This is a genomic window from Clostridium sp. CTA-17, from assembly GCF_054767895.1.
The window spans coordinates 160422-177819 of record NZ_BAAABF010000005.1; the positions used below are offsets into that span (position 1 = coordinate 160422).

Below are 17398 nucleotides of genomic sequence, written 5' to 3' on the forward strand. Positions count from 1 at the left end.
TATTAAATTACGTATTTAAATATAATTAGAAATTATATTTAAAATTTAACAAGTGTTGACAGAAAGAGTGAATTAGAATATATTTAAAATAACTTATACGTACAAGTTGTGTGAGGTGTGAATTATGAAAGATTTTAAGAAAAGTGTTGTTTATCAGATATATCCAAAATCATTTAAGGATTCAAATGGAGATGGTCTTGGAGATTTAAGAGGAGTAATTGAAAAATTAGATTATCTTAAAACTTTAGGAGTAGATTATATTTGGATGACTCCATTTTATGTATCTCCTCAAAAAGATAATGGATATGATATAGCAGATTATTATAAAATTGATCCTAGATATGGAACAATGGAAGATTTTGAAGAGCTAGTTAAGGAAGCTAAAAGTAGAAATATAGATATTATGCTTGATATGGTTTTTAATCATACTTCCACAGAGCATGAATGGTTTAAAAGAGCTTTAAAGGGCGAAGAAAAATATAAAAATTATTACATTTTTAAAGAAGGAAAAAAAGGAGAACCACCAACAAATTGGATTTCAAAGTTTGGAGGGAATGCTTGGGAGTATGTTGAGGAGCTAGGAGAGTATTACCTACATTTATTTGATGTTTCACAGGCTGATTTAAACTGGGATAATAAAGGGTTAAGAGAAGAAATTTATAAAGTGGTGAATTTCTGGATAGATAGAGGGGTTAAAGGATTTAGATTAGATGTTATAAATCTTATTTCTAAGCCAGAAAAATTTGAAAATGATTATGAAGGTGATGGAAGAAGATTTTATACTGATGGACATAGAATACATGAGTATTTAAAAGAACTCAATGAAAGAACTTTTGGTAAAGATGTAGAAATAGTAACTGTTGGTGAAATGTCATCAACAACTATAGAAAACTGTATAAAATATTCTAATCCTAAGGAAAAAGAATTATCAATGGTATTTAATTTTCATCATTTAAAGGTTGATTATAAAGATGGTCAAAAATGGTCTTTAATGGATTTTGATTTTATTGAATTAAAAAAACTTTTTAATAATTGGCAAAGAGGAATGATTAATGGAGGAGGCTGGAATGCTGTTTTCTGGTGTAATCATGATCAACCAAGAGTTAATTCAAGATTTGGAGATGTAAAGAAATACTTTAATGAATCTTCAAAAATGCTAGCTACTTCAATTCATATGATGAGTGGAACTCCTTATGTATATCAAGGAGAAGAAATTGGAATGACAAATCCAAACTTTGAAAGTATTAAAGATTATAGGGATGTAGAATCAATAAACTATTTTAACATTTTAAAAGAAGAGGGAATTGATGAAAAAGAAATAATGGAAATCCTTAAGAGTAAATCAAGAGATAATTCAAGAACTCCTGTTCAATGGAATGAAGAAAAAAATGCTGGGTTTACTACAGGAACTCCTTGGATAAATATTGCTAATAATTATAGAGAAATAAATGTTGAAAGAGCTTTAGAAAATAAGAATTCTGTATTTTATCATTATAAGAAACTTATTGAATTAAGAAAGAATGAAGATGTAATAGCTTATGGAGATTACATTCAGCTTTTAGAAGATCATCCTAAAGTTTATGCTTATGAAAGAAATTATAATGGTGAAAAGTTACTTGTTATAAATAACTTCTATGGAGAAGAGTGCTTAGTAGATTTATCAAAGGAAATTGAAGGGCTAGAAAATTACAATAAGAGTATTTTAATATCTAATTATAAGGAGAGTACATTAGATTTATTAAATTTAAAGTTAAGACCATATGAATCAATAGTTTATAAATTAGAAAAGTAATATATAATAATTGAAAAATTTTAGGCTTAAATAGTATAAAAGATATACTTTGCGCATCAATTATATATTACAAATTAAGAAGGGGTTGTATTTTAAATAAGATGCAACTCCTTTATTTTTTTGAAATTCACTTAAAACTTACTATTATGTTAAAATATAATTGAATTTTAATATTTATAGGTAATAATAAATATTGAGTTATTTGTTATAAGAAGTTTTAAAAGTAGTAAAAGTTATAATTATAGGTTGGGGAGAGTTTAAAATATGTCTAGTAAGTATTTAAAAATATATAATGATATTGTTGGAAAAATAGATAGTGGAATTTTTGAAGCAAATACTAAATTGCCTTCAGAATCACAACTTATGGATGAATACAATGTATCTAGAGATACTGTAAGAAAATCCTTAAATTTATTAGAGCAAAATGGGTATATTGAAAAATCTAAAGGTAAGGGATCCTTTGTACTTGATATGAATAAATTTGATTTTCCTGTGTCAGGTATAAAGAGCTTTAAAGAGATTGAAAATAGCTTAGGAAAAGAGTGCGAAACTATATTAGAGGAATTAACATTAAAAAGTCCTAGTGATAGCCTTATGAAAAAATTAGAGGTTTCTCCTAATAAATATGTTTGGAGTGTAGTAAGAGTTAGAAATATTGATGGTGAAAAGATAATTTTAGATAAGGACTATTTAAATGCAGAGTTTGTTCCAAGACTTACAGAAGAAATATGCAAGGATTCTTTATATAAATATATAGAGGGAGAATTAGGGTTAAAAATAGCCTATGCTGAAAAAGAGATAACAGTACAAACTGCTACTGAGGAAGATCAAAGACTTTTAGATTTAAGAGGATATGATATGGTAGCTGTGGTTAAAAGTTATACATATTTAGAAGGAAGAAAATTATTTCAATATACAGAGTCAAGACATAGACCAGATAAATTTAAGTTTGTAGATTTTGCAAGAAGATAGCTTTAAAATGGTGATGAGGCTGTATCAAAATATAATAATAAAACTTGCAAACATTATAAAAAGAGTAGTTAGATGAGCTTTAGAATGTTTGCAAGTTTTATTAAAAGTTATTTTGATATAAGCCTCTTTTAGAATTACTAATTATTTTAAATAAAAAAATGAGAGCACTTTACGTACTCTCATTGACTGAATAATGTTTAACACCTAAAATAGCAAAGGAAAAAGTTTCGATGTAGTAAAGGCTAATTTAGGAAAGCCACTTAAGTATCAAACAGTTTTTAAAAAAAAGTTAATAATGTTTACAAATTATTTATAAAACTTTTTGCATTTAATGTCAAATAAATGGAATTAAATAATTTTAATATTTAAGCCTATATTTTGAAATTAAATAATTTTAACCATTAAATAATTATTTAAATAAGGAATGTATACATTTTACATTAACAAATTTTTAATATCCTAAGGTTAATGTAATTTTTGAATTTCCATTTACAACTTCATCAGGTGAAATACTTTGCTTAGTTACAGATGGTCCTTCACCAACAAATTCTCCTATAAGTCCTAACTGATTAAGAAGTTTTTCAGCAGATTCTTTAGAATAGTTTTTAAAGTCTGGAATTATAACATCACTATTTAAGTTTGAACTATCACCAGCTATTAAGGTTATTTTTGTATCAGGAGATATTGGATAGCCAGGAGCAGGATTACTTTCAACTATAAATTCACCTTCACCTTCTATTTCGTAAGATATACCTAATTCTTTTAGCATACTTGTAGCATCATTTATAGGTAATCCACGAACTTCAGGAATTATAACAGTTTCTTTTTCAGGAAGTTTTTCATCTAAGTGGAATTCTGTTAAATCTATATAGTTAAATATATTTTGGAATAGCATTCCAGCTAAAGGTGCTGCAACTCTACCACCATAATATTCTCCATTTTTAGGATTATCAACAGATACCATAACAGATATTTGTGGATTATCATAAGGAGCAAAACCAACAAAGGAAGCTACATATCCTCCACCATATCCACCAGTTTCAGGATTAACTTTTTGGGCAGTACCTGTTTTACCAGCAACTCCATATCCTTCTTTATAAGCTCCTTTGGCTGATCCATTTTTTACTGCATTTTCTAGGGCTAATTTTATTTGATCAGCAGTTTCTTTGCTTATTAAATTTTCTGTTTTTTTAGGGACAAAGGTTTCATCTATAACTCTATCATTATTTTCATTTATATAACTTATTTCTTTAACAACATGAGGTTGAATTAATGTGCCACCATTGGCAACGGCATTAACTGCAGTCATGAATTGAATTGGGTTAACAGTATTAGTTTGACCAAAAGAAATAGTTGCTAAGTCCATATCTGTTATATTTTCTGTTTTCTTAACTATTCCAGGAGATTCACCAGGTAAATCTACACCAGATTTTTTACCAAGACCAAATTTTTTAATATATTCATTTAATTTTTCAGCGCCTAATTTTTCTCCTAAATTCATAAATCCAACGTTACATGAATTTTGTATTATTTCTTCAAAGGTTTGAGTGCCATGGCCACCTCTTTTCCAGCATTTAATGAATCTATCACCTTTTTGAAGACCACCACTACAGGTATAGGTTTCATCCTTACCAGCTACCCCTTCTTGAACTGCAGCGGAAGCTGTTATTATCTTAAAAATAGAACCAGGTTCGAAGGAGTCTGAAACAGATCTATTTCTCCACATTTTTTGAATTCTATCTGAGGAAGTATTTCCTGAAAAATTTTCAGCCCCATCATAAGGTTTATTTGGATTAAAGTCTGGTTTGTTAGACATAGCTAAGATTTCACCATTGTTTGGATTCATTATTATTACTGATGCTGCATCAGCATTATGATGTACTAAACCTATTTCAGCGATTTGTTCAGCAAAGTATTGTAATTTTTCATCAATTGTTAAGACTACATCTTTGCCATCTACAGGGGCTGTAAATCTAGAAATAGTATAAGGATATTCAGCACCGTCTTTAACCATCTCAGTTATTTTTAATCCAGGACTTCCAGATAAAACTCTATCGTATTTTAGCTCAATACCATTTAGTCCAACACCGTCAGAGTTAGTAGTACCTAATACATGAGAAAGAAAATTATCATTAGGATAGTATCTTTGAGTATCTGGAGAAACCATTACTCCTGGTATTTCTAATTCTTTAACTTTATCAGCTTTCTCCTTTTCTATTCTTCTAGCAAGGATTGCAGCACCAGCAGGAGCTCCAGAAGGAAGTTTAAATTCTAATTTTTTTAAAACTGTATCCTTATCCATTTCAAGAACCTTAGAAATTTCTAAAGCTAATTCTTCATTAGTTTTTCCAGTTTTCTTTGTATAAGATCTAATTGCATTTAGGTTGAAGTCAACTCTATAAACGTTAGAACTAACAGCAAGCTCATTTAGATCTCTATCTAGTATTTTTCCTCTTCTTGCAGATATTTTAACTTCGTTTGTCCATTGTTCAACAGCTAGTTCTGCATATTCAGGTCCTTTAACTATCATTACATAAGATAATCTAATGCTTAGTATAAAACACATAATTATAATAAATGCTAGGATAAACGAAAGTCTTTTTCTTATTATGGCCATATCTCTATATGATCTTTTCAATATTAAATACCTCCTCCAAAAAAACTTATCTATACATAATATTAGTTAAATAAGAAATTAATTATAAAATTTAAAAAAAAGCTTATTTAAAATAAAAGTTTATTTTTATGTGTATAGTAAGATTCATAATAATTTAAGGTTAGGATTTAAAATATTTTAAGTATGGAATAAAAAATTATAGGGGCAACAAAATGTAAATTCTTAAAAATAAGGTAGAGATTAAAAAGAATTTTGTTTATTATTTACATATAAGGTTTTTAAATACTATGGTGTTTTTTAATATTTTAAAATAGGAGCTGAAATATTGGGGTGCTATATTAAAAAATAAAAGGGGGAAGAGCAGAGTTGGAGCATACTAAAATTAAGAATATTAATTTATCAAAGAGAAGAAAAAAGATTTTTAGAAGAAGACTTATATTTTTAATTAGTATTATATTGATTATTTGTGGGAGTATTTTCTTTGTTTTTTCTAAAATTAATAAAGATGAGAGTTATAGAGATGCTTATAAAAAGAATATTTCAAGTAGAGAGTTAGAAAAAATGAGACAGGAATTAGATATAAAGGAAGTTGATTATAAATGGGGAAGTGGGCTTAAAAAGGGGAATTCACCTAAAAGATTAATTATTCATCATTCAGCAACGGATTCACCAGAAACTCCAGAAGATATTCATAAGTTTCATTTAGATAATGGATGGAGTGGAATAGGCTATCATTTTTATATAAGAGAGGATGGGACAATTTATAAAGGTAGAGATGAAAATGTAATAGGAGCCCATGCGAAAAATGCAAATTATAATACCTTAGGAATATGCATTGAAGGAAACTTTGAAAAAGAGGGTTTAAATGAAGCACAAAAAAATTCACTTGTTAGATTAGGAACTTATTTAAGCTTAAAATATCCAATAAAAGATATACTTCCACACAGGGAAGTTGTGGATACTTTATGTCCAGGCAAACTTTTTCCAATGGATAATATAAAAAGTAGCATTATTGAGGAAATAAAGAATATGTGATGATTATATAGTGAGAATTAGATTTTATAAACTTAATACTGAATTGACATGAAAAAGTTTAAATGGTAATTTATAGATATAATTTAATAAAATTCTTCAGGGCAGGGTGAAATTCCCTACCGGCGGTAAAGCCCGCGAGCTAGTTTAGCATGATTCGGTGAAACTCCGAGGCCGACAGTAAAGTCTGGATGAAAGAAGAATATCTAATAAGTTATCTTTTTATTATGTTTTATATGCATATTAAATGGAGTGTTGTGCTTTAGAATCTTTAGCTCTGAACATTTTTTTGTTCAGAGCTTTACTTTTTATACTATTTATATCTGTATCAATTATTTTGAATTGGTTAAAATTTTTATTTTTAGAAATATATTTAAAGGATTTATTTAAATCAGTTTAAAATTTTATTAAGACTAATATTCTTAGATATATTAATTAAAATTTTAAGATTCTATTTAAATAACTTCAATTACTTGGATAACTAATAAAAGCCCTGAGTTTAAATTTACTCAGGGCTTTTATTTTTTATTAGGTACTTCTAAAGAAGAATTTGGAAGGAGAGGATAACTTGGATGAATTTTTTATGAAAAAAGCTTTGGAATTAGCTAGAAAAGGAGAGGGATATGTAAATCCAAACCCTTTGGTAGGAGCTGTTATTGTTAAGGGTGGAGAAATAATAGGACAAGGATATCATGAGTTTTTTGGAGGAAATCATGCTGAAATTAATGCTATTAATAGTTCTATTAAATCTACTGAGGGAGCAACAATATATGTTACATTAGAACCTTGTTGTCACTATGGTAAAACTCCTCCATGTGTAGAAGCCATAATTAAAAATAAATTTAAGAGAGTAGTAGTTGGAACCTTAGACCCAAATCCTTTGGTATCAGGAAAGAGTATTAAAATTTTAAGAGAGTCAGGAATAGAAGTTAAGGTAGGAGTTTTAGAAAAGGAATGTATTAGATTAAATGAGATATTTAATTTTTATATTAAGGAGAACAGACCTTTTATTGCACTTAAATGGGCAATGACCTTAGATGGAAAAATAGCAACTAAGGATTTTAAATCAAAATGGATAACTAATAAAAAGTCAAGAGAGTTTGTTCATTCCTTAAGAAATAAATATAGTTCAATAATGGTTGGAATAAACACTGTTTTAAAGGATAATCCAGATTTAAGATGTAGGCTTAATAAAAATAAAGAGTTAGAAAGAAAGCATTTTAGGATAGTACTTGATAGTAAATTAAGAATTCCTTTAGATTCAGAAATATTAAAAAATCAAAGTGAGTCAAAAACCTTAATTTTTACAACAAATAAAAAGGATAAGATAAAAAATGAAAAATTAAAAGATAAAGGTATAGAGGTAATAGAAGTAAATTTAGATGAAGGAAAAATTAATATTAATCAGGTTTTAGAGTGTTTAAAAGAAAAAAATATTGATTCAGTTCTTATTGAAGGAGGAGGAATTTTAAATTTTACTTTTTTAGAAAATAAAAAAGTAAATAAGATATATGCCTTTGTTTCACCAAAAGTTTTTGGAGGAAAAAATGCTATTACTCCCGTTGAAGGGGAAGGAATAAGAAATGTTTTAGATGCCTTTGAATTTCCTGAAGTAAATTTGAAGACCTTTCATAATGATATTTTAATTGAATGTAGCCTTAGTTAATAGAAAAAGGAAGTGAATAATATGTTTACTGGTATTGTAGAAGAAATAGGAGAAGTTATAAGCATAGATAAAAATGAAAAATCATCTTTACTGAAAATAAGAGCTAATAAGGTCTTAGAGGACACAAAGATAGGTGATAGTATATCAACAAATGGAGTTTGCTTAACTATAACAACTAAGGGAAAAGATTATTTTACTGCATATGTTATGGGAGAAACCTTAAGAAAAAGTAATCTTGGAAATTTAAAAAAATCAAGTAATGTGAACTTAGAAAGAGCCATGAGTATTAATGGCAGATTTAATGGACATATAGTAACTGGCCATATTGATTCCACTGGAGAAATAATTTCTTTTAAAGATGAGGGGGAAGCAATATGGGTAGAAATTAAAGTTTCATATGAGTTAAGCAAATATATAGTTTATAAAGGCTCTATAGCTATTGATGGAATAAGTTTAACTATTGCAGAGGTTAAAGGGGAAAGTTTTAAAGTTTCAGTAATTCCTCATAGCCAGGAAGAGACAACATTAACTAAAAGAAAAATTGGTGATTTAGTAAATATAGAATGTGACTCTATTGGTAAGTATGTTGAAAAGCTTTTAGGATTTAATAAAGACAATAGAAAGAAAAAGTCTGTTTTAACAGAAGAGTTTTTAACTATTAATGGGTTTATTTAAATTGTATTTTAAAATTTAATATTTATTTTAATATATTGTTTTAGATCAAGTTTGATTTTACAAAGTAGATATATCAGTTACCAAAAAACAATATCTAATAATTTTAAAAATTCTTGAAAGGTGGTGTTGGGGATTTTTATCTCCTGAAAAATATGAAGAAGTTTAATTTAATAGAAGAGGCAATAGAAGATATAAAAAATGGGAAAATGGTTATTGTTATTGATGATGAGGGAAGAGAAAATGAGGGGGATCTAGTTATGGCTGGAGAACTTGTTACTGGAGAAAAGATAAATTTTATGGCTACTTATGGAAAGGGTTTAATATGTGCTCCAGTAAGTGAGAGGATAGCTGAAAATTTAGGGTTGAATCCTATGGTTTCACATAATACAGATAATCATGAAACTGCCTTTACAGTATCTATAGATTATAAAGATACAACTACAGGAATATCAGCCTTTGAAAGGGCTCATACAATTAAAGAATTAATAAATGAAGAAAGTAAAGCAGAGGATTTTAGAAGACCAGGACATGTATTCCCTTTAATAGCTAAGAATGGTGGCGTTTTAAAGAGAGCTGGGCATACAGAGGCGGCAATTGACTTAGCAAAGTTAGCTGGATTAAAAGAAGTTGGGGTAATATGTGAAATAATGAAAGATGATGGAACTATGGCTAGAACTGATGAATTATTAGAATTTGCAAAGATTCATAATATGAAAATAATAACTATAGAAGATTTAATTGCTTATAGAACAGAAAGAGATAATTTTGTTTATAGAGTTGTTGAAACTAATATGCCAACTAAATATGGAGAGTTTAAGGCTATTGGATTTATAGATAAACTTACAGGAGAGCATCATGTGGCTTTAGTTAAAGGAGAGATAAAATCAGAGGAGCCAGTATTATTAAGAGCGCATTCAGAGTGTTTAACTGGAGATGTTTTTGGATCAAGAAGATGTGATTGTGGAGAGCAGTTTCATAGGGCTATGGAAAAAATAAATGAAGAGGGAAAAGGAATATTACTTTATATGAGACAAGAAGGAAGAGGAATAGGTCTTATAAATAAGTTGAAAGCTTATAAGCTGCAAGATGAAGGATTAGATACTGTAGAAGCTAATATAGCCTTAGGATTTCCAGAAGATCTTAGAGATTATGGTGTTGGAGCACAAATTTTAAAAGAGTTAGGTGTAAGGGAAATCAGGTTAATGACTAATAATCCTAAAAAAATAACTGGCTTAGAGGGATATGGACTTAAAATAGTAGAAAGAGTACCTATAGAAATAAAGTGTAATGAGGAAAATGAGTTTTATTTGAAAACTAAGAAAGAGAAAATGCACCATTTAATAATGCAGTAATTTTATAGAGTTATTTAAAATTTTAGATTTAAAGATAGATTAAAAGTAGATAAAAAAGTATCAATATTAGATACGAAGAATTAAAAAAATACTTGAAGTATAAAAATGTTTAAAGGAGAGATTAGAATGAGGATTTTAGAAGGAAATTTAATAGGTCAAGATAAAAAGTTTGCTATAGTTGCAGGTAGATTTAATGAATTCATTGTATCAAAGCTTATAGGGGGATCTTTAGATGCTTTTAAAAGACATGGAGTAGAGGAAGAGAATATAGATCTTGCTTGGGTTCCAGGAGCTTTTGAAATACCATTAATAGCTAAAAAGTTAGCTAAGTCAGGAAAATATGCCGGAGTTGTTTGTTTAGGAACAGTAATAAGAGGAGCTACCAGTCATTATGATTATGTTTGTGGAGAGGTATCAAAAGGAATAGCTAATGTAAGCTTAGATACTGAAGTACCAGTTATCTTTGGAATCGTAACAACTGAGAATATAGAACAAGCTATAGAAAGAGCCGGAACTAAAGCTGGGAATAAAGGGTTTGATGCAGCTATGGCAGCCATTGAAATGGCAAATCTTTTAGAGAATATATAAATTCCAAAGTTAATTTAGCATTTAATATAAACTTATTAATATGTAGAATTAATGGTTAAAAATATATTGTAAAATGAAAGGTGCTAATTAATATAATTATGTTAAACTACTAAGATTAAGCATATAAGTTCAAGTTATAAAATTAAAGATTCTATAGCTTGAACTTATAATAAAAGTATTTATATTAAAATTAAGAATAACTATTTAAAGAAACTCAATGTTAAAGTTTGTTTATTTAACACATAAGTTACAAGGATCAGATTTTCCTTTATTTATAGCTTCATTAAGGCTCATGCCAAGGATAGAAGAGCTTCTTTTTAAGGCTGTACAATCTTTGCTATAGTGATAGCTTTTACCATTTGGAGTTACATATACAATAGAATGGTTTTCATCTTTTAATGGTGTTGCTATACCGTTAGAATCTATTTTCCAACCATCAATAATTGTGTTAGTAACCATCTCACCAGAACTATTTAAATAGTACCAAGTACCATTGTCATTTAGCCAGCCAGTTTGCATAACCCCGTTAGAATTTGAATAATACCATTTAGAATCAACTTTATACCAACCTGTAGCCATAGAGCCGTTGTCGTTTAAATAGTACCAAGTGCCATTATCATTTAGCCAACCAGTTTGCATAACTCCATTAGAATTTGAATAATACCATTTAGAATCAACTTTATACCAACCTGTAGCCATAGAACCATTGTCGTTTAAATAGTACCAAGTGCCATTATCATTTAGCCAGCCAGTTTGCATAATCCCGTTAGAATTTGAATAATACCATTTAGAATCAACTTTATACCAACCTGTAGCCATAGAGCCATTGTTATTTAAATAGTACCAAATACCATTATCATTTAACCAACCAGTTTGCATAATTCCATTTTTATAGAAGTACCATATTCCATTTGTATTAATCCAACCTTCTTTAGAAGATTTAATTAAATTTTCATTTTTTATGTTATATGAGTTAGATAAATTTAAGTTTGATACTTGGATTTTTGAATTAAGTGTTTCTGCATTTACATTGATTGTATATATGCTTGAAGATATTAGTCCAAGTGTTAATACAATCGATGTTATTCTGTGATTGATTTTCATAATATTCCCCCTAAAACAAATTGTTTAAGTAAATTATACTAAAAAACAGAAAATTTTGGATGAATATTATTAAAAATATAATTAATAATAAATTAATTAAATATTATCCCTTAAGAATCTTAACATAAAAAGTTCTGTTTCTTGGACCATCAAAGTCGCAGAAATATACATCTTGCCATTGACCTAGGATTAATCTACCTCTATGTAATATTAATTGCTGAGATACTCCAACTGTAGAACTTTTAAGGTGTGAATGTGAATTGCCTTCAAAGTGTCTGTATTTATGATCATTAGTTGGATAAACTTTCTCAAATCCATAAATTAAATCTTTAACAACATCAGGGTCTGCATTTTCATTTATTGTTATACCAGCAGTAGTGTGTGGACAATAAACAACCACAATTCCATTTTCAATATTACTATTTTTTATATCCTCTCTTATATAAGATGTAATTTTACTCATACTTTGAGGTGTATGAGTTTCTAGTGTATGTTTAAAAAAATTATTCATAAAAACACCCCTTTAAATCTTAATATATAAACATTATATAATATTTTTTTATTTGAAATAACATAATATTCTTAGGTTTAATATTAATAAATGTGGATAGAATGGCATATGAAGAACTTATATTGGAGGAAGTAGTATGTTTGATTTCATATTTGATAAAGAGGATAAAAAGATTAAGGGGAGAAGCTTTTTAGATGAGAGAAATTTTATAGTGTTTTTTCTTTCACAGATGTATTTATAAAATAATTATTTATTTGAAATTTTTTAAATGAAGTAATAATCAGTAAAACAGTATATTGTAATTATTTTTTGTAAATAATAATTAAAGATTATGCAAGAAAAATTTACTAATATATGCTAATATGTAATTAAGATTATTATTTATGGAGGGATTTATTATGTACACTATAATGGCTATCAAAATATCACCTAGAACTGTTGCAGCACCAAGAGTTCAAGAAATACTAACTAAATATGGTTGTATAATACATACTAGAATAGGCTTACACGAAGCTACTGAAAATACATGTTCAACTTCAGGTCTTATTCTTTTAAACCTTACACCAAGTGCTGAGGAAGAAATAAAAAATTTAGATAATGAATTAAATTCTTTAGAAGATGTAACAGCTAAATTATTAAACCTTTAATAAGATTAAAAAAGGGAATGGATTAAAATAACCGTCTATAAAACTTACAAACCATGTGAAGAGAACTTTTAGTAGTTCTTAGAATAGGTTTGTAAGTTTTTTTGTTTTAATAAAGTACTTTTTAATTATAAATTATCATTAAAAATAATATACTCAAAATTTTCAATGATTTAGTAAATAAATTACATGTAAACGTTAATTAACAAATGTTAATATTAAACTGTAAGAAAAAGGTTATATTAATATACATGACTTTAAATGTTTATATTGAGGGAAATGGAGGAGAAATTTATGGGAGAGTTAAAGGGAAGAGTTACAATACCAACTGATTCTAATATGAAAGAGGAAATAAAAAGTATTATAGATAGATGGGGAGCAGATGCTTTAAGAGATTGTGATGGCACTAAGCTTTCTAAGGATATAGTTGACTTAGGGGTTAAGTTATATTCTACATACCTAACAGTTAGAAGTGATCAAAAATGGGCTAGTGAAAATAAAGATGAATTACAACAACTTTACTTAATGTCAGAGCCTGTTATTGCTAAATCAGAAAAAACTGAAATAAAAATATTAGCTGGATATTATTCTGAGCAATTTGAAATAGATAAGGTTCATGATGAAAAGAAATGGTGGGAAGTTATAGATAGAACTACTGGTGAAGTTGTAGATCCTTCAAAATGGAATTTTAATAAAGAGAGTGAAATCTTAACAGTAGAAGAAACTACACTTTATCATGAATATACAGTAAATTTCTTAGTTTATATGATTTGGGATCCAACTCAAATGTATAATCATATAACTAATGATTGGGGAGATAAACCTCATGAAATGCCATATGACTGTAGACAAGCTAAGACTAGTGTACATGTTAAAGAAGCTTTAAAAAAATGGATTGATGATAATCCGGAAGTAGATGTAGTTAGATTTACTACTTTCTTCTATCACTTTACATTATGCTTTAACGAGGTTGCTAAGGAGAAATTTGTTGATTGGTTTGGATATAGTTCATCAGTGAGTCCTTTAGCTTTAGAGCAATTCGAAAAAGAAAAAGGATATAAATTAAGACCAGAAGATATAGTTGATGCTGGTTATTATAATTCAACATTTAGAGTGCCAACAAAACAATATAAAGATTTCATAGATTTTCAATGTCAGCATGTTTCAAAAATGGCTAAAGAATTAGTGGATTTATGTCATGAAAATGGAAAAGAAGCAATGATGTTTTTAGGTGATAACTGGATAGGTACAGAGCCTTATGGAAAGTATTTTTCAAGCATTGGATTAGATGCAGTGGTTGGTTCAGTAGGTAATGGAACAACTATGAGAATGATAGCGGATATTCCAGGAGTTAGGTATACAGAAGGAAGATTTTTACCATACTTTTTCCCAGATGTATTTAATGAAACAGGAGACCCTGTTGGGGAAGCAAGGGAGAATTGGTTACAAGCAAGAAGAGCTATTTTAAGAAGTCCACTAGATAGAATAGGATATGGTGGATATTTAGGACTTGCAGTTAAATTCCCAGAATTTGTTGAGCAAGTTGAAAAAATATGTGATGAATTTAGAGAAATTCATGAAACTATAAAAGGAACTAAGGCATATACAACCCCATTTAAGGTTGCAGTATTAAACTGTTGGGGTAAATTAAGAAGTTGGCAGACTCAACAAGTAGCTCATGCTCTTTGGTATAAGGAAATATACTCATATGCTGGAATTGTTGAATGTTTAAGTGGTATGCCTGTAGAAGTAGAATTTATTAGTTTTGATGATATACTAGAAAATGGAATTCCAGAGGATATTGGAGTTATTATAAATGCTGGAGATGCTTACACTGCTTGGAGTGGTGGGGTGTACTGGAAAAATCCTAAATTAGTTTCTATGATTAGAAAATGGGTTCATAATGGAGGAGGATTCATAGGGGTTGGAGAACCAACTGCAATACATTATGAAAATAAATTCTTCCAGTTAGCAGATGTTTTAGGAGTTGACAAAGAAGTTGGATTTAGCTTAAGTACTAGAAAATATAATGAATTAAATCCACATCATTTTATAACAGAAGAAATTGGTGAAAAAGCTATTGATTTTGGTGAGGGGATGAAGGGCATTTATGGAAAGGGTGATAGTTACCAAGTTTTAAGAATGGACTTTGGTAATGAGCATTGCTTAAAGAATAACTTTAGAGGAGATACTACTTGTGCTGTAAATACATATGGAAAAGGTAGAAGCGTTTATTTTGCAGGATTTCCATATACTCCAGAGAATTGCAGAATTTTATTAAGAGCAATTTATTGGGCTGCAAGTAAAGAGGATGAAATGAAAAAATTCTATGTAACTAATATAGATACTGAGTGTGCTGCCTTCTTAGAAGTAGGAAAAATGGCTGTAATAAACAACACTCAAGAAGAAAAAATTACAGATGCATATATAAATGGTGTTAAGGTTGAAACTTTAACTTTAGCTCCAATGGAAATAAGATGGTTAAATATAAATAAATAAGCTTTTTCTTTTAATTCCCTTATATATATAGATCCTTAGTGAGTTTTTCATTAAGGGTCTTTTTAAATTTTATATAATCTTTGTAAAAATTAGGAAAATAAAATATTTAGCCTAGGAAGTTAGTTTCAAAAAAATACCATATATGATAAAATGTTAAAAAAGAATATAGAATTTATACTAAGGAGTGAGGAAAATTATAAAGAAAATAACAAATACCTTAAGAGGAATATCAAATTTCCTTAGAAAAACTTCTATTAAAAATAGACTTATAGCATCATTTTCCGTAGGAATAATTTTTTGTAGTAGTATTTTAGGAATACTTCTATATAAAAAAGCTACTAATGCATTGAAGAATAATGCAATAAATTATTCGGAAAATATGCTTTCTATCATGAGTGAAGACATTTACAAAAATAAAGAATTCTTAGAACGAGCATCTATTGAATTATCAATGAATGAAGAAATAGCTAATAATCTTATAAATTACAAATTTATGGATGCAAAAGAAAAGAATGAATTTCTAAAATATATGAATGATTACTTATCTAAAAAACTTTCTCTTTTACCTAATCTAGCAGAGGTTGAAATAATATCAAAGGATTATGAAGTTACTTATATGCAAGGTTTTAAATATTTTAAAAGAGAAGATATAGAAAGATATGCAGATGAATCTGAAAATGGACTGTTTTGGTTTTCTACACTTTTAAATAATGAACCACACATATGTATAGTAACTCCAGTGAAGCAGGATAATAGCATTGTGGGATATGTTTTTATGGCTATAAAAAGTGAAGTTTTTGCTTCGTCTTTTTCTCTTTTTAATATTGGTAAAGGTAGTGAAATTTTTATAATAGATGAGAAAAATAACATAATAATTTCTGAAAATAATTTAAATAGTAATTTTATATTAGAGGAGCCTGATTTAAATAAATTCCTTAAAAATAAAGATTCTAAGGATACAGCAAGAAGTATAGTGGTAAATGGAAAAAATTACGTAGCTACATATAAAAAATTAAAGGGATTTAATTGGTATATAGCTTCAATGACACCTTATGATTTTATAAATGCTGATATTCAAAGTTTAAGAAAAGAAATGACTATAATAGGCTTACTTTTCACTTTGGTAGTGTTAATATCTTCATATTTTCTATATTCAAGTATTAAGGTACCTTTATATAACCTTTTAAATAAGATGAAAAGAGTATCTGAAGGAGATTTAAAAGTTTTAGTAAATGATACTTATGAAGATGAGATCGGTGTTATTTCTGATAATTTTGACTCTATGTTAAAAAGAGTAAATGAATTAATTGAAAAGACTAAATTACAAGAAATTGAGAAAAGAGATTTAGAGATAAGAATGTTACAGGCACAAATTAATCCTCATTTTCTCTTTAATACATTAAACTCTTTAAAGTGGACAGCCTTAATGAATCAAGATTATACAGTAAGTGAGGGGCTTAGTTCCCTAGCAGAATTATTAAGAAATACAATTATAGATAAAAATGAGCTTGTAACTATTAGAGAAGAACTAGAGAATATAAAGAATTACGTTGTTATTCAAAAAATAAGATACGGTAATTCCTTTGATGTTGAGTATGAAGTAGATGAACTCTTATTAGAAAATAAAGTTATAAAGTTTATTTTACAACCAATAGTAGAAAATTCAATAATTCATGGAATTGATGAAAATAAGGAAAATCAAAAGATTATTATTAAAATTATGTCAGAGGAAGAAAATATTTTAATATCGATTAAGGATAACGGAAAGGGGTTTAATAGTAAAGAAAAGGTTAAAGATAATAAACTTTCAGGTATTGGATGGAATAATGTTGATGAAAGGATAAAGTTAACATTTGGCTTAGGTTATGGGACAACTATTTACAGTGAGGTGAATAAAGGAACTATTGTTAAAATAGTGATTCCTAAGAGTATATAGGGGGAATTTT

At 28.1% G+C, this 17398-nt stretch carries 12 protein-coding genes, 1 pseudogene and 1 riboswitch; of the genes and pseudogenes, 10 read left to right on the forward strand and 3 right to left on the reverse strand.

The annotated features are described in order from the left end of the window. The first annotated feature begins 124 nt into the window (after positions 1 to 124). Both treC and treR read left to right on the forward strand, forming a co-directional pair. On the forward strand, positions 125 to 1792 hold the full coding sequence (gene treC / locus ACYUCG_RS10350) for an alpha,alpha-phosphotrehalase (RefSeq protein ID WP_460268573.1): 1668 nt from the start codon (positions 125 to 127) through the stop codon (positions 1790 to 1792). Positions 1793 to 2056: 264 nt separating this feature from the next. Further along, entirely contained in the window at positions 2057 to 2764 is a 708-nt protein-coding gene (gene treR, locus ACYUCG_RS10355; protein ID WP_003471465.1) for a trehalose operon repressor, read from the forward strand. Between the two features lie 451 nt (positions 2765 to 3215). On the opposite strand, the gene ACYUCG_RS10360 is transcribed toward treR, so the two are convergent. Further along, positions 3216 to 5402, reverse strand: a complete 2187-nt coding sequence (locus ACYUCG_RS10360; protein ID WP_164808545.1) for a stage V sporulation protein D — start codon at positions 5400 to 5402, stop codon at positions 3216 to 3218. Positions 5403 to 5747: 345 nt separating this feature from the next. On the opposite strand from ACYUCG_RS10360, the gene ACYUCG_RS10365 reads away from it, so the two are divergent. The 5 genes from ACYUCG_RS10365 to ribH all read left to right on the forward strand — a co-directional run bounded on the left by ACYUCG_RS10365 (position 5748) and on the right by ribH (position 10694). Then, complete coding sequence (locus ACYUCG_RS10365) at positions 5748 to 6416, forward strand: peptidoglycan recognition protein family protein (RefSeq protein ID WP_460268574.1); 669 nt, start codon at positions 5748 to 5750, stop codon at positions 6414 to 6416. Between the two features lie 88 nt (positions 6417 to 6504). Continuing rightward, positions 6505 to 6620: riboswitch (FMN riboswitch) on the forward strand. A gap of 361 nt (positions 6621 to 6981) precedes the next feature. Continuing rightward, positions 6982 to 8079 (forward strand): bifunctional diaminohydroxyphosphoribosylaminopyrimidine deaminase/5-amino-6-(5-phosphoribosylamino)uracil reductase RibD, encoded by a 1098-nt coding sequence (ribD, locus tag ACYUCG_RS10370; protein ID WP_283704008.1) that lies wholly within the window; start codon positions 6982 to 6984, stop codon positions 8077 to 8079. Between the two features lie 21 nt (positions 8080 to 8100). Then, complete coding sequence (locus ACYUCG_RS10375; RefSeq protein WP_283704009.1) at positions 8101 to 8754, forward strand: riboflavin synthase; 654 nt, start codon at positions 8101 to 8103, stop codon at positions 8752 to 8754. A 152-nt stretch (positions 8755 to 8906) separates the two neighbouring features. Continuing rightward, entirely contained in the window at positions 8907 to 10106 is a 1200-nt protein-coding gene (locus ACYUCG_RS10380) for a bifunctional 3,4-dihydroxy-2-butanone-4-phosphate synthase/GTP cyclohydrolase II (RefSeq protein WP_283704010.1), read from the forward strand. 126 nt (positions 10107 to 10232) lie between these two features. After that, positions 10233 to 10694, forward strand: coding sequence for a 6,7-dimethyl-8-ribityllumazine synthase (ribH, locus tag ACYUCG_RS10385; protein WP_110020996.1), 462 nt, complete (start codon positions 10233 to 10235; stop codon positions 10692 to 10694). A gap of 411 nt (positions 10695 to 11105) precedes the next feature. Here the strand turns inward: ribH and ACYUCG_RS10390 are convergent. Together ACYUCG_RS10390 and ACYUCG_RS10395 are read right to left on the reverse strand one after the other, a co-directional pair. Continuing rightward, positions 11106 to 11621: pseudogene (locus tag ACYUCG_RS10390) on the reverse strand (cell wall-binding protein); the annotation flags it as partial. A 280-nt stretch (positions 11622 to 11901) separates the two neighbouring features. Continuing rightward, positions 11902 to 12309, reverse strand: a complete 408-nt coding sequence (locus ACYUCG_RS10395; protein ID WP_332830384.1) for a secondary thiamine-phosphate synthase enzyme YjbQ — start codon at positions 12307 to 12309, stop codon at positions 11902 to 11904. Positions 12310 to 12707: 398 nt separating this feature from the next. On the opposite strand from ACYUCG_RS10395, the gene ACYUCG_RS10400 reads away from it, so the two are divergent. The 3 genes from ACYUCG_RS10400 (at position 12708) to ACYUCG_RS10410 (ending at position 17388) form a co-directional block, all read left to right on the forward strand. Continuing rightward, a complete protein-coding gene (locus ACYUCG_RS10400; RefSeq protein ID WP_003457734.1) occupies positions 12708 to 12956 on the forward strand; it encodes a CPF_0552 family protein in 249 nt (82 codons plus the stop codon). Positions 12957 to 13247: 291 nt separating this feature from the next. Next, positions 13248 to 15452, forward strand: a complete 2205-nt coding sequence (gnpA, locus tag ACYUCG_RS10405) for a 1,3-beta-galactosyl-N-acetylhexosamine phosphorylase (RefSeq protein WP_460268575.1) — start codon at positions 13248 to 13250, stop codon at positions 15450 to 15452. A gap of 184 nt (positions 15453 to 15636) precedes the next feature. Continuing rightward, the gene (locus ACYUCG_RS10410; RefSeq protein WP_333960143.1) at positions 15637 to 17388 is read left to right on the forward strand and encodes a sensor histidine kinase; all 1752 of its coding nucleotides are present in this window, start codon (positions 15637 to 15639) and stop codon (positions 17386 to 17388) included. Positions 17389 to 17398: the final 10 nt, after the last annotated feature.

Coding starts and splice junctions, on each gene's coding strand:
- ribH (WP_110020996.1), top strand. CDS start 10,233: ATGAGGATTTTAGAAGGAAATTTAATAGGTCAAGATAAAAAGTTTGCT.
- treC (WP_460268573.1), top strand. CDS start 125: ATGAAAGATTTTAAGAAAAGTGTTGTTTATCAGATATATCCAAAATCA.
- ACYUCG_RS10375 (WP_283704009.1), top strand. CDS start 8,101: ATGTTTACTGGTATTGTAGAAGAAATAGGAGAAGTTATAAGCATAGAT.
- ACYUCG_RS10380 (WP_283704010.1), top strand. CDS start 8,907: ATGAAGAAGTTTAATTTAATAGAAGAGGCAATAGAAGATATAAAAAAT.
- ACYUCG_RS10400 (WP_003457734.1), top strand. CDS start 12,708: ATGTACACTATAATGGCTATCAAAATATCACCTAGAACTGTTGCAGCA.
- treR (WP_003471465.1), top strand. CDS start 2,057: ATGTCTAGTAAGTATTTAAAAATATATAATGATATTGTTGGAAAAATA.
- ACYUCG_RS10395 (WP_332830384.1), bottom strand. CDS start 12,309: ATGAATAATTTTTTTAAACATACACTAGAAACTCATACACCTCAAAGT.
- gnpA (WP_460268575.1), top strand. CDS start 13,248: ATGGGAGAGTTAAAGGGAAGAGTTACAATACCAACTGATTCTAATATG.